This window comes from Streptomyces sp. iso_384, assembly GCF_056172905.1.
In genome coordinates this window covers 3,889,641-3,901,125 of the sequence record NZ_JBWBTT010000001.1, presented here as the reverse complement: position 1 = coordinate 3,901,125, position 11,485 = coordinate 3,889,641, and the positions used below count along the sequence as shown (strand labels likewise).

At 72.0% G+C, this 11,485-nt stretch carries 13 protein-coding genes and 1 pseudogene; 6 read left to right on the top strand and 8 right to left on the bottom strand.

Annotated features, from left to right (window positions below):
• Positions 1-60: 60 nt before the first annotated feature.
• On the top strand, positions 61-690 hold the full coding sequence (thpR, locus tag AC0VY3_RS17395; protein WP_103511102.1) for an RNA 2',3'-cyclic phosphodiesterase: 630 nt from the start codon (positions 61-63) through the stop codon (positions 688-690).
• 272 nt (positions 691-962) lie between these two features.
• On the opposite strand, the gene AC0VY3_RS17390 is transcribed toward thpR, so the two are convergent.
• From AC0VY3_RS17390 to AC0VY3_RS17375, 4 genes and pseudogenes are all read right to left on the bottom strand, one after another.
• A complete protein-coding gene (locus AC0VY3_RS17390; protein WP_475549971.1) occupies positions 963-1,277 on the bottom strand; it encodes a hypothetical protein in 315 nt (104 codons plus the stop codon).
• A 160-nt stretch (positions 1,278-1,437) separates the two neighbouring features.
• On the bottom strand, positions 1,438-1,578 hold the full coding sequence (locus tag AC0VY3_RS17385) for a hypothetical protein (RefSeq protein WP_475549970.1): 141 nt from the start codon (positions 1,576-1,578) through the stop codon (positions 1,438-1,440).
• A 117-nt stretch (positions 1,579-1,695) separates the two neighbouring features.
• Positions 1,696-2,368 (bottom strand): annotated as a pseudogene (locus AC0VY3_RS17380) (maleylpyruvate isomerase N-terminal domain-containing protein).
• A gap of 51 nt (positions 2,369-2,419) precedes the next feature.
• Positions 2,420-3,046, bottom strand: a complete 627-nt coding sequence (locus AC0VY3_RS17375) for a hypothetical protein (RefSeq protein WP_103512240.1) — start codon at positions 3,044-3,046, stop codon at positions 2,420-2,422.
• Between the two features lie 151 nt (positions 3,047-3,197).
• Between AC0VY3_RS17375 and AC0VY3_RS17370 the strand changes: the two genes are divergently transcribed.
• Together AC0VY3_RS17370 and AC0VY3_RS17365 are read left to right on the top strand one after the other, a co-directional pair.
• Entirely contained in the window at positions 3,198-4,706 is a 1,509-nt protein-coding gene (locus tag AC0VY3_RS17370) for an MFS transporter (protein WP_475549969.1), read from the top strand.
• A 123-nt stretch (positions 4,707-4,829) separates the two neighbouring features.
• Positions 4,830-5,414: a TetR/AcrR family transcriptional regulator gene (locus AC0VY3_RS17365; RefSeq protein ID WP_475549968.1), complete on the top strand. Its 585-nt coding sequence runs from the start codon at positions 4,830-4,832 to the stop codon at positions 5,412-5,414.
• Here AC0VY3_RS17365 and AC0VY3_RS17360 read toward each other — a convergent pair.
• Positions 5,408-5,896, bottom strand: coding sequence for a MarR family winged helix-turn-helix transcriptional regulator (locus tag AC0VY3_RS17360; protein WP_103512243.1), 489 nt, complete (start codon positions 5,894-5,896; stop codon positions 5,408-5,410). The two genes, AC0VY3_RS17365 and AC0VY3_RS17360, sit on opposite strands and share 7 nt — an antisense overlap.
• A 112-nt stretch (positions 5,897-6,008) precedes the next feature.
• On the opposite strand from AC0VY3_RS17360, the gene AC0VY3_RS17355 reads away from it, so the two are divergent.
• Positions 6,009-6,419 (top strand): Ohr family peroxiredoxin, encoded by a 411-nt coding sequence (locus AC0VY3_RS17355; protein ID WP_475549967.1) that lies wholly within the window; start codon positions 6,009-6,011, stop codon positions 6,417-6,419.
• 121 nt (positions 6,420-6,540) lie between these two features.
• Here the strand turns inward: AC0VY3_RS17355 and AC0VY3_RS17350 are convergent, their stop codons facing one another.
• A complete protein-coding gene (locus AC0VY3_RS17350; protein WP_475549966.1) occupies positions 6,541-8,073 on the bottom strand; it encodes an alpha/beta hydrolase in 1,533 nt (510 codons plus the stop codon).
• A 93-nt stretch (positions 8,074-8,166) separates the two neighbouring features.
• Between AC0VY3_RS17350 and AC0VY3_RS17345 the strand changes: the two genes are divergently transcribed.
• The gene (locus AC0VY3_RS17345; protein WP_475551692.1) at positions 8,167-9,138 is read left to right on the top strand and encodes a MerR family transcriptional regulator; all 972 of its coding nucleotides are present in this window, start codon (positions 8,167-8,169) and stop codon (positions 9,136-9,138) included.
• Between the two features lie 109 nt (positions 9,139-9,247).
• Here the strand turns inward: AC0VY3_RS17345 and AC0VY3_RS17340 are convergent, their stop codons facing one another.
• Both AC0VY3_RS17340 and AC0VY3_RS17335 read right to left on the bottom strand, forming a co-directional pair.
• Complete coding sequence (locus AC0VY3_RS17340; protein ID WP_103512247.1) at positions 9,248-9,781, bottom strand: DinB family protein; 534 nt, start codon at positions 9,779-9,781, stop codon at positions 9,248-9,250.
• A gap of 66 nt (positions 9,782-9,847) precedes the next feature.
• Positions 9,848-10,618: an SDR family NAD(P)-dependent oxidoreductase gene (locus tag AC0VY3_RS17335; RefSeq protein WP_103512248.1), complete on the bottom strand. Its 771-nt coding sequence runs from the start codon at positions 10,616-10,618 to the stop codon at positions 9,848-9,850.
• A gap of 202 nt (positions 10,619-10,820) precedes the next feature.
• Between AC0VY3_RS17335 and AC0VY3_RS17330 the strand changes: the two genes are divergently transcribed.
• Entirely contained in the window at positions 10,821-11,429 is a 609-nt protein-coding gene (locus tag AC0VY3_RS17330) for a TetR/AcrR family transcriptional regulator (protein WP_475549965.1), read from the top strand.
• Positions 11,430-11,485: the final 56 nt, after the last annotated feature.

Sequence of the window (11,485 nt, the reverse complement as noted above, 5' to 3'; positions counted from 1 at the left end):
CGCGTACGTTGTCGACCCCGCGTTACGAGGTGGGCGTGGCCGGCACGTACGGTACGGCAGGTGAACGAACCGCTCGAAGCCGTGACCGGCGCCTCTGCGGACGAACGCGTCCAGGCCACGACGACCCGCGTGTTCCTGGCGCTCGCCCCGCCCGACGGAGCGAAGGAAGAGCTGGCGCAGGCGCTGCGACCGGCCTACGACGCTTACCCCCACATGCGGTGGAACCGTATCGAGGACTGGCACATCACCCTGGCGTTCCTCGGCGAGCTTCCGGTCACCGCCGTCCCGCCCCTGATGCCGCCGCTCGCCGCGCTCGCGACGCGACAAGCGCCGCTGCGGCTGGCACTGCACGGCGGCGGGCACTTCGACGAGCGGGTGTTGTGGACCGGGGTCACGGGGGACCTCGAAGGGCTGCACCGGCTCGCCATCGACGTACGCGCCCTCGTCAGGGAGTGCGGTGTCGCCTTCCCTGATCGGCCGCTCCGGCCGCATCTGACCCTGGCCCGCTCCCGCCGGGGCGACCATGCGGCCACGGTGGAGGCGGCCGCCGGGCTGGCCGGGTTCGAAGGCCGCAGCTGGGAGGCGGGGCGCCTCCACCTGGTCGGCAGCAACATCGGCCGTGGCCCGGGGCCGATCCACTACCGCGACATCGAGGCCTGGGACTTCCGGGCCGGGGCGGGCGGGGCCTGAAAGGGCGTTGCGTCCCAGCGGGGGTGTTTCGCCGCCGGAACGTCGAAGAAGGGTGATGGAAATGTTCGCGGGACGAACGGCACGGCGCCACCGTTGCTGAGCAGCGGTCGCGCTATCCCCTGGTGACCATTCCCGGCGCCCTTCCTTGCCTCCACGGACAATCCCGCCTTCAACCGCAGGCCGTACGGGCCCGCGATCACGCGCCCCAAGCCACTTCGTCGCCCGAGATATCAAACAGACCCGCCAGGACGAAACGCTCTTCGAGCCTGTTCTCAACCCACTGTCCGCGCCATAGGAGGGGATGGACGGCTCCAGACGGCGTCCGCCCGGCTGACAACCTTGCGGAGTTCGCGGGCACTTCGGGGTGACAGGGCCTGCATCACGGTGTCGAGGAGGGCTCGGGATTCGAGGGGGTTGCCGCAGCAGTGCCAGTGCACGTTGCCCCACTCGTAGTCGTGCCACAGATCCCGCTCGGGCTGGTGGACGTAGTTCTTCCACAGGCCCACAGCCGTGCTGACGTCGCCTGGCTGCAGATAGTTGCAGGTGTGCTCGAGGCGGCCGATCTCGGACAGTGCACGCGAGGACAAGCCGTCGATGACCGACGTCGCACCCGTTGCGAGGTGGCTGCCGCGGGCGCCGGCGCGGACCTGCCCCGGCCGTCTACGCGGCATGGACCTTTCGGTTCGTCATCATGCGACACATGGTGCCACGGTCTCCAACGGCGTCTCGATCCTCGCGAGGCCGGGCCTACCGGCGCCGTGCCATGGCCCGCTCGTCCTTGAGGAGTTCGGCCGGTTGCTCGTCCAGGGGGAACTCACCGTTGTCGATCGCCGCGAGCCGGTCGGTCGCGGCCCGGGCCTTCTCCTCGACCGTCGCCGGCCGGTCCATCCGTCGCCCCAACAGGCGTTTCGCCGCATCCGGCGTCCACCCAACCGCAGCTCCGGCCGAGAGCCGAAGACGGGGACCGCGTACTGGGCACCCGGGGCACCGGGCACCGGCGGGCGGCTAGCCGAGAACGAGTGGGAGGGCCTCCGCCAGGTCGCCCAGTTCGGATGTCTCGGCGTCGGTCGGAGCCCGCCGCCGGTGCCGACCAGCAACACGTCCTCGTCGGAGAACGAGGCGGGGAACGCGGCCCCGCTGATCCTCTCGACCACGTCACGGGACCGGGCGAGCCCTTCCGGGGGCGGCCCCGCCGCGTCCGGGAGGTGCATGACCAGGTCGAGGTGGTGCAGCGTCCACTCCCGTACGTACGCGGAGAGGTAGTCGCCCGCGGTGAGGACCTCGCCGCAGGTGCTGACCCGGAGATCCGCATCGGCGAGCCGGGCGGCGCGGCCCGCGGCGGAGCCCACGTCGTCGAGGTGGAACGTGAGCAGACCCGGGTCCGGGTAGGCGGCCGCCAGCCGCACGGTCAGGGCGTCGAGCGGATCGGCGCCCGTGGGTGGCGTACCGGAGACGGTCCAGTAGGTCACCGCGTCACGGGTCGGTTCCGTTTCGGCGGGTGTCACCAGGGTGATCAGGACGTCCTGCGCGTCGATGATCAGGTGACACACGAGGTCCCGCACGAGCCAGCCGGTGCAGCCGGACGGCCGGTGCAGCCGGGCGGCCGGTCGAACCCCTCGTCGGAAAGTCCGGCGACGGCCTCACGCAGCGCTTTCCACGAGTGTGCGGAGAGATCCACACCGGCAACGGTAGTGCGACGCCGGAACGACGGACAAGCCGAACTTCCCCGTCACCCGGTCTCGTTCCGCAACGGCCCGGCGTGGGTCAGCAGGAACTCGGTCGCCCGTGCGATGGCCTCGGCGGGCGTGCCGTGGACGGCCTCCGACTCTTCCTCCTGCAGGTCGGCGCCCGTGGCGGTGTACCACCAGGCGTCGGCGCCCGGGTCGTGGTGGATGACGGCGTCGCCGCCCGCGTAGTGGAGTGGGATGGACTCACTGGCGGACTTCTTGGGCACCGCGTGGGGCCACTTGAGGCGGGCCGACTGGCGCTTGATGCCACCCCAGGCCGCGCCGAGCTGCGCGTAGCTGGAGCCGCCACGTCCGGCGACGGTGGCCGCACTCTCGGCCAGCCGGTCGACGGACCGCTTGGCTTCGTAGAGCGAGCGCAGCATCGCCAGCTGCACATCGGGCGCGGCCATGAGCGCGGCGTCGAAGGGCTTACCGGCGGAGCGGTACGCGAGTGCGCGCGTCGAGATCCGTTCGGCCAGCGCCCGGGCCGCGTCGAGCACCTGCTCGTCCATGGCGAACGTGTCGTCGTCGCGGGGCTCGGTCCAGGCGGGGTCCACCGGGGTCAGGACCGTGGCCCAGAAGGTGTCATCGCTCTGATCAGGGGTGGGGATCGCCCTCACATCATCCATGCGACATCTTTAGCTGTCACCATTCCTATGAGCAATTCTTTATGTCTCCATGGCCTAACGACAGGATCACCTGTCATCACGCCCATAACTATACCTTTCGTAAGGTACAGTTACGGCGATCGGGGCGGTTATCACAGTGAGGCTCACGGGAATGATCATCAGTACGAAGCGGCGCTGGCTGCTCCTGGCCGTGGTGAGCGCGGGCCTCCTGTTGATCACCTTGGACAACTCCATCCTGTACTCGGCGTTGCCGACGCTGGTCGAGGATCTCGGCGCGAGCAGCTCCCAGGGGCTCTGGATCATCAACGCCTACCCGGTCGTGATGGCCGGCCTGCTGCTGGGCAGCGGCACGCTCGGCGACCGGGTGGGGCACCGGCGGATGTTCCTGATCGGCCTCGTGGTCTTCGGTGCGGCCTCGCTCGTCGCGGCGTTCTCCACCAGCCCGGAGGCGCTGATCGCCGCGCGGGCCTTCCTCGCCGTCGGGGCCGCCGCGATGATGCCCGCCACGCTGGCCCTGATCCGCGTCACCTTCGACGACGAGCGCGAGCGCAACGTGGCCATCGCGATCTGGGGAACCATGGCGGTCGTGGGCAGCGCGCTGGGCCCGATCGTCAGCGGGATCCTGCTGCAGCACTTCTGGTGGGGGTCGGTCTTCATCATCAACGTCCCCGTCGTCGTCGCGGCGGTCGTCGCCACGCTGGCCCTCGCTCCCCCGAACGATCCGGATCCCTCCAAGCAGTGGGACCTCCCCTCCTCGCTCCTGGCGCTCGTCGCCCTGGTCGGCCTGGTGATGGCGATCAAGGAGACGGCGAAGGTCGACCCCGCTCCGGCGGTCATCGCCGCCGCCCTCCTCGCGACCGCGGTCGGCGGGTGGGCGTTCGCCCGGCGCCAGCACCGCCTGCCCTACCCTCTGCTGGACTTCGCGATCTTCCGCAACCGTGCCTTCCTCGCGGGTGTGCTGGCCGCCGGATTCGCGCTGTTCGCCCTCGCCGGCATCCAACTCGCCACCACGCAGCGCTTCCAGCTCGTGGAGGGCTTCACCCCGTTGCGGGCCGGATACCTCGTCGCGGCCGTCGCCGTCGGCGCGTTCCCCACGGCGATGCTCGGGGGTGCGATCCTCCACCGCGTCGGCCTGCTGCCCCTCATCACCGGAGGCCTCACGCTCGGAGCCGTCGGCACCGTGGTGGCCCTGATGAACTTCGCCACCAGCACGCCGCTCCTCGTCACCGGACTGGTCATCACCGGCGGCGGCCTCGGTGCGGCCATGTCCGTCGCCTCGAGCGCGATCATGGGCAACGTTCCTGCCGCCAGGGCGGGCATGGCCTCGTCCGTCGAGGAGGTCTCCTACGAGTTCGGCGGCTTGGTCGCGGTCGCGCTCCTCGGCAGCCTGCTGACGGCCGTGTACTCCGCGACCATCAACCTCCCCGCCGGAGTCTCCGACCGGGCACGCGACAGCCTCGACAGCGCGCTCGCCCTGGCGGACGAGGGGGCACGGACCAACATCCCGCTGGTCACGGCGGCCTCGGAAGCGTTCGACGGGGCGTATCTCGCCGTGATGATCGTGGTCGCCGCCGCCCTCGCCATCGGCGCGCTGGCGACCGGGCTTCTGCTACGCCGCCACGGCCCCGGCTCGGCCATGTCCGGCCCCGCGCAGCACTGAGCCCCGCGTGCCGACGAGCCGCCCACATCACCGATCGGACAGCCCACCGACCCGACCGCGGCCCAACAACCCGACCGTCCACCGATCCGGCGGACCGCACCCCGACGGCAGCAGGGAGCAACCATGCGAACCAGCAAACGAACCCAGATCCTCGACGCCGCCACCCGGGTCGTGCAGCGTGAAGGCGTCAAGAGCGTCACCTTCGACTCCGTCGCCGCGGAGGCCGGACTGACGAAGGGCGGCCTCCTCTACCACTTCGCCTCGCGCGACGACCTCATCCAGGCGATCCACCAGCATCTGGCCGACCGGTGGGAAGCCGATCTGATCGCGGCTGCGGGGAAGCCCGCCGCCGAGGCCACCCGCGACGAGCGGCTCGCCGCGTACACACGGGTCGCCATCCAGAGCTCCACCCGGGCCGAGTTGCTGCTCATGCTCGAAGGGTCGACGAACACGGCACACGCGGCCGTCTGGGAAGCCGTGACGGAACGGTGGGCGCCGCCCCCACCCCCGGCACCGGGCCCTGCATCCGCATCGGCATCGGCATCGGCATCGGCATCGGCCACCGACGATCCTGCCGCGCTCGACCGGTTCATCCTCCGCCTGGCCGCCGACGGCCTGTGGCTGTACGAATCCCTCACCTCGGACCGGCTGGACCCCGCAATGCGGCAGGCCGTCGCCGAGCGCATCGCCGACGCCCTGGATCAGTAGGCGTCGGCAGCCTCCCCCAGGGCGGTGGTGAGACGGCCCAGCACGTCCTGCAGCCCGAGGACCTCGTCCAGGGAGAGGCCGGTCGCGGCCAGCACGCCACGGGGGACGGACAGTGCGCGCTCGCGCAGTCGCGTGCCCTCGTCGGTCAGGTCGATCAGGACGGAGCGTTCGTCCTCACGGCTGCGTTCGCGCCGGACCAGCCCGGCGGTCTCCAGTCGCTTCAGCAGCGGCGAGAGGGTCCCGGAGTCCAGCTTCAGACGCTCCCCGACGGCCTTGACCGACTGCGGGCCGTGCTCCCACAGGACCAGCATGACCAGGTACTGCGAGTAGGTGAGACCGAGGTCCTTCAGCGCCTGCCGGTAGAAGCCGCCGAACGCTCGCGACGCGGCGTGCAGCGAGAAGCAGACCTGATGGTCCAGCCGCAGCAGTTCCGCGTCGGGGACGGCGGGCAGTTCGGGCGAGGCGCTCGGAGCAGTGGTCATGGAACCAGCGTACCGTCGACCACGCCATTGAGTTGTGCACAATTCAGTTGTGTGCAATCTTTATGGCAGTGGCCGCGACCATCCCGGTCGGGGCTCCAGAGGAGGGTCACCCATGGACGCGTTGTACACCGCCGCCGCCACCGCCAACGGTCGCGAGGGCCGTGCCGTCAGCTCGGACGGTCAGATCGACCTGCCCCTCGCCATGCCCCCGGCCCTCGGCGGCAACGGCAAGGGAACCAACCCCGAGCAGCTCTTCGCCGCCGGCTACGCGGCCTGTTTCGCCAGCGCGATGGCCGCGGTCGGCCGCGAGATGAAGCTGGACACCAAGGACGCCTCCGTGACCGCCGAGGTCTCCATCGGCAAGGAGGGCGACGGCTTCGGGCTCGCGGTGGTCATGCGGGTGGAGCTGCCGGACTCCCTCGCGGGCGAGGCCGGGCAGAAGCTGGTCGAGGCCACGCACGCCTACTGCCCCTACTCCAAGGCCACGCGGGGCAACATCGACGTCGAGCTCGTCATCGAGTAGTCCCCCGGTTTCGCCCTTTCCGTCTTGCGCCCACCCGGATCCCACCGTTGCCGCAGCGGGGTCCGGCCGAGAACGCCATCGGCCGGGCCCCGCTCGTCGCGGCGCGACGTCGTCGCGACCGTCAGCCCTTCAGACGGGCCAGCACCGCGTCCACCGCGCGGTGCACGGCCTCGCGCGCCTCGTCGGTCGGGTCGAGCGTCTCGAAGCCGTGGCGTCCTTCCGGTACGTCGACGATCTCGACGTTCGCCCCGCAGCGGGCGGCCTCGGTCAGGAACTCCTCGACCGTCGCGGCGATCTCGACCATCTCGCGTCCGGCCCGGACCAGTACGACGGGCAGGTGACCGGCACCGGAAACCGCCCGGACCGGGTTGAAGCGGGTGTCGGCCAGTCCCCAGCTCGGCAGCGGCGCGAGGATCGGGTAGTTCGCCGCCACGCAGCGCAGCCACGCCGGGGGCTTCGCCAGCCAGTCCGCCGCGAGCGGGCCCCCGCCCGAGAAGAACCACAGCGCGACCCGGTCGGCGTCCACACGCGGATCGGCGCGCACCCGCTCCACCGCGTCGGCCACGTCCCCGGCGGCCGTCCCGTAGTCGGCCACGGAGCGCAGCCGGTGGTCGAGCGTCACGCCCACGGCTCCCCGCCCGGCGACGTACCGCGCGTATCCCGTCAGGGTCGGCCAGTCCCGGGGCGTGGGCCGCGCGTCGGCGGGCACCGGGCCGCCGTGCACGAACACCACCGCCGGGTGCGGACCCGGACCGTCCGGCGGATACAGGTCGGTGTTCCCGGTCCGCTCGCGGGGCCGCTCCGGTACGTCGAGGAGGAACGGCCGCAGATGGGCGGGCGGGCCGGCGGCGTCGGAGGTCAGTCTGTGGCCCGCACCGGCGGCGGCCTCGATCAGGGTGGCGGCCAGTTCGGCGGGGCAGGACAGCATCGGCCAGTGCCCCGTGGGCAGTTCGAAGAAGGCCACCCGGGCGTCGGCCAGGGCCCGGAGGGCGGGATCGCCGACGTCCACCATGATCTGGAGCATCCCGACGCCCGGCCCGTTGCCGGTGCACAGCACCCCGGTCACCGGCACCGCGGCCACGGCGCCGGTGAGTCGCAGCGGCTGGAGCAGCGTGCCCAGTGGCTGCGGCGCCGCGAGGGCGGTGAGCCCGTCGAGTGCCGCCTCGGAGAGGCCCGCGGTGCTGCCCCAGCGGGACCACGCGTCCCGGGCCGGGGGCGGCAGCTCACCGCCGCCCGCCCCCTCCCCGCTTCCGGCGGCCCGCTCCGCCACCTCCTCGCGCAGGCACTGATCGGGCACCGCGGCCAGGGCGGGAACACCGTCCTGCGGCATCCCGGCGTCGAGATGCACGATCCGGGCGATCGCCGCGGCCCGCCGGTCCGACGCGCCGAGCACCGGGTGGATGCCGTAGTCGTGGCCGACGAGCACGATCTCCTTCCCCGGCTCCCCCTCCGCCACCACCGCGTCGATCACCGCGAGCACGTCGTCGATGTGCGTCTCCAGGTCGATGGTCCCGCCGGGGCCGCCGGCGCGTCCGCCGAGTCCGGTGAGCGCCGCGATGCGCACCTCGGCGCCGTCCGCGGTCAAGCGCGCGGCGGTGTCCCGCCACACGTGCGGCCCGGTGAACGCCCCGGCCACCAGGATGAATACGGTCATGGCCCCTCCTCGTCACGATGTCTCCCGCGCACCGGCCCGAACCTCCGGCAGCGCTCGCCGGTACCGTAGGAACTCCCCCTGGTGGAGGTTCAAGTGTTCTCGTCGTACGACGGCCTGTGCACCATCGGTGAACTGGCCGAGCACGCGGGCGTCAGCGTCAAGACCGTCCGCTTCTACTCGGACCGCGGGCTCCTGCCGGAGGCGTCCCGCAGCGCCGGCGGTCACCGCAGGTACGCCCCGGAGGCCGTGGGGCGGCTGGCGCTGATCCGCTCGCTGCGCGGCCTCGACCTGCCGGTTCCCGAAGTGCGCCGCATCCTCGACGAGCAGGACGAGCGGGACGGGGCCGGGGCGGGAGGCGCGGACGGTACGGGTGGTGCGTTGGAGGATGCGGTGGCCGGGCGGCTGCGTCTGCTGGGCTCCGAACTCGCGGCGCTGCGCTGGCGAGAGGCGGCGCTCCGGCTGGTGCAGGAGTGCGCGCCGACCGAACGGCCCGCCCGGCTACGGCTGGTCGGCGCGGTCGCCGCCCCTCCCAGCACCGCGTCGCTGGCCCGTTTCTGGCGTTCATGGCTGCCGGCCCGTATGCCCGCCCGCTCCGTCACCGCGTTCCTGGAGGCGGCGGTGCCGCATCCTCCCGACGATCCCCGGCCGGCCCAGGTCCTCGCCTTCGCCTGGCTGCACGCCTTCGTGACCCGCCCCTGTGACGGTGGCGGCGGCTCCTCCCAGCCCCGGGCGCACGGCGTCGCGGGGGCCCGCGCGCCGGCCGTGCTGTACGCGGGGCTTGCCGAGGCGTACGACCTGGCGGGCGGTGAGCTGCGCCGTGGGGCGGAGCCCGCTCCCGGTGAGGCGCTGGACGGATTCGTGGACGCGTACGCCCGCACGTACGGCGCCCACGACACGCCTGCCTTCCGCCGGGTGCTGGCCGGCCGGCTGGCGGCCGATCCGCGCATCGACCGGTACTGGGACCTGACGGCCGAGGTGATCAGCGCTCCCGGCGGCCGTCCCGAGCCGACCCCGGGGTCCGCGCACGACTGGCTCCTTGCGGCGCTGGAGGAAACGACCGACTGAAGAAGCCCTGACAGCCTCACCGGCACCCGGCCTCGAGACTGGCCACGTTCGTCCGAGCAAATCGCCCGAGCGGATCGCCCGAGCGGTTCGTCCGAGGGAAGCCGGGGAGCTACTTCTCGGACCGAGCAGCGCGCAGGATCCGCAGCTGGCCGATCTCGGCCACGTTCTTCATCAGCTCGGCGTTCACCCAGGCCGCCATGTCGGCCACCGTGCGGGCCGGATCGTCCTGCCACGGGAAACGGGCCGGGGCGTCGAGATCAGCATCGGTGATGCCTTCCAGCACGACCAGCCACGCCGACCGGAGCTCCCGCAGCCACTCGATCACGCGGTGAGGATCACCGCTCCACGTCACGTCGGTACGAGGGCGCGGATCGCGGCCGTTGGCGTGCTCGATCGCGGCGTCCCACCACCAACCGATATGCCAGCCGAGCCAACCGATGGTCGGAACGGGCACCGGATCGGGCTCCGTCTCCGCCCAGTCCGGCACCCAACTTCCCTCAGGTGTTTGACGCACGGTCCAACAGCGCGTGGCCGGCGGTTCCCACAGGAAGTCGTCCGGCTGCAGCCGCTCGAGGTGGTACTCGAAGAGAGACCAGGTCAGGTCGAACTGCCGGCGCAACACGTCATATCGCACAGAACTCATGACGCGACCGTTCCACATCGGCACGGGCAAGCCCATCGCTTTTCGGAGGCGGCCCTCCCGGCGGGCTCAGGCGGCGATGACCGCGGCGCCGACCCGTCCGCCGTCGACGTCCACCACCGTGCCGTGCACGAAGGTCGCCTCGTCGCTCGCCAGCCAGACGGCGGCGTGAGCGATGGCCTCGGGGGCTCCGATGTCGCCGGCCGGGGTGCCCTTCATCATGACCTGGGCGGGGTGCGTCCCGCTGTCCCGGACCGCGGGCGCGGCGATCACACCCGGGGAGATGGCGTTGACCCGTACGCCCTGCGGGCCGAACTCGGCGGCCCAGCCCCGGGTGAGCGTCTCCATCGCGCCCTTGGTGGAACTGTAGAGGGTGCCGACCGGGATGCCGAGGCGGGCGACCCATGAGCCGAGGTTGATGACGGCCCCGCCGCCCGCCCGGGCCATGGCCGGGGCGACGGCGGCGGTCAGGAAGAACGGCGCCTTGACGTTCACCGCGTAGACGCGGTCGAAGGTGTCCTCGTCCGTGTCGACGGTCGTGGAGCCCGGGAAGATCCCGGCGTTGTTGACCAGGATGTCGACGCGGCCGTGCAGCACCCTGGTGGCCTCCTCGGCGAGCCGCCCGGATACCGCGGCGGTGCCGTCGAGGTCGGCCGCCACGAAGTCCGCGCGTCCGCCGGCCGCACGGATCGATCCGACGACCGCGAGCCCCCGTTCCCGGTGGCGGCCCGAGACGACCACATGGGCCCCTTCGGCGGCGAACGCCTCGGCGATGGCCTGCCCGATGTTGCTCGTCGAGCCCGTGACGAGCGCCGTCTTTCCCTGAAGTCGTCCACCCATGGCGCGTCTCCTCTTCTCATGACCGCGTGCACGCTCCCGCGTCCGGGGGCCTCGCCCGGCCGGATACGCGGGGCGGTCCGGTGCTCCGGACCACGGCACCGACTGTGCTCCGATCAAAATGGACCGGCAAGTCCAGTCCAGGCCTTCGGCCTGCCGGCGCCCGCCTAGGATGGACCCGTCGGTCCAGTCGAGGAGGATGCCGATGTCACAGGCTTCGACCGCGAAGGGGCGCGCCACACAGGCCCGTATCGTCGAGGGCGCCGCGAAGGTGCTGCGCGAGCAGGGCGTCGCCTTCACCACGCTGGACGACGTCCGGGACCGCACCGGTACGAGCAAGAGCCAGCTCTTCCACTACTTCCCCGGCGGCAAGGACGAACTGCTGCTGGCCGTCGCGGAGTTCGAGGCGGGCCGCGTACTGGCGGACCAGCAGCCGCATCTGGACTGCCTGGATTCCTGGGAGTCCTGGTACCGCTGGCGGGACGCGGTGGTGGAGAGGTACGAGCTGCAGAACGACCAATGCCCGCTGGGATCGCTGTTCCTGCAGGTGGGCCGTACGGAGCCGGGCGCGCGGGCCGTCGTCGCCGAGCTGATGCGCCAGTGGCAGGAGCGCATCGCGGACGGCATCCGCACCCTGCGCGCCCGCGAGCTGGTCCCGGCGTCCGTGGACGTCGACCGGAACGCCGCCGCGCTGCTGGCCGGGATCCAGGGCGGAGTGTCGATCATGATGTCCACCGGCAGCTCCGCCCATCTCAAGGCCGCGCTCGACACCGGGATCGAGCAGCTCCGCTCCACCCCGGCCGGTGCCCGCTGAGCGCCCGGTCCGGCTGCCCCGAAACCCGCTCCCCCGCCCCCTCCGGAACTTCCTCG

Excerpts from the sequence above, each read along its gene's own strand:
- AC0VY3_RS17350 (WP_475549966.1), bottom strand. The coding sequence starts at position 8,073 with ATGACCGTATTCATCCTGGTGGCCGGGGCGTTCACCGGGCCGCACGTG.
- AC0VY3_RS17335 (WP_103512248.1), bottom strand. The coding sequence starts at position 10,618 with ATGGGTGGACGACTTCAGGGAAAGACGGCGCTCGTCACGGGCTCGACG.
- AC0VY3_RS17360 (WP_103512243.1), bottom strand. The coding sequence starts at position 5,896 with ATGACCACTGCTCCGAGCGCCTCGCCCGAACTGCCCGCCGTCCCCGAC.
- AC0VY3_RS17375 (WP_103512240.1), bottom strand. The coding sequence starts at position 3,046 with ATGGATGATGTGAGGGCGATCCCCACCCCTGATCAGAGCGATGACACC.
- AC0VY3_RS17385 (WP_475549970.1), bottom strand. The coding sequence starts at position 1,578 with ATGGACCGGCCGGCGACGGTCGAGGAGAAGGCCCGGGCCGCGACCGAC.
- AC0VY3_RS17330 (WP_475549965.1), top strand. The coding sequence starts at position 10,821 with ATGTCACAGGCTTCGACCGCGAAGGGGCGCGCCACACAGGCCCGTATC.
- AC0VY3_RS17340 (WP_103512247.1), bottom strand. The coding sequence starts at position 9,781 with ATGAGTTCTGTGCGATATGACGTGTTGCGCCGGCAGTTCGACCTGACC.
- AC0VY3_RS17355 (WP_475549967.1), top strand. The coding sequence starts at position 6,009 with ATGGACGCGTTGTACACCGCCGCCGCCACCGCCAACGGTCGCGAGGGC.
- AC0VY3_RS17370 (WP_475549969.1), top strand. The coding sequence starts at position 3,198 with ATGATCATCAGTACGAAGCGGCGCTGGCTGCTCCTGGCCGTGGTGAGC.
- AC0VY3_RS17365 (WP_475549968.1), top strand. The coding sequence starts at position 4,830 with ATGCGAACCAGCAAACGAACCCAGATCCTCGACGCCGCCACCCGGGTC.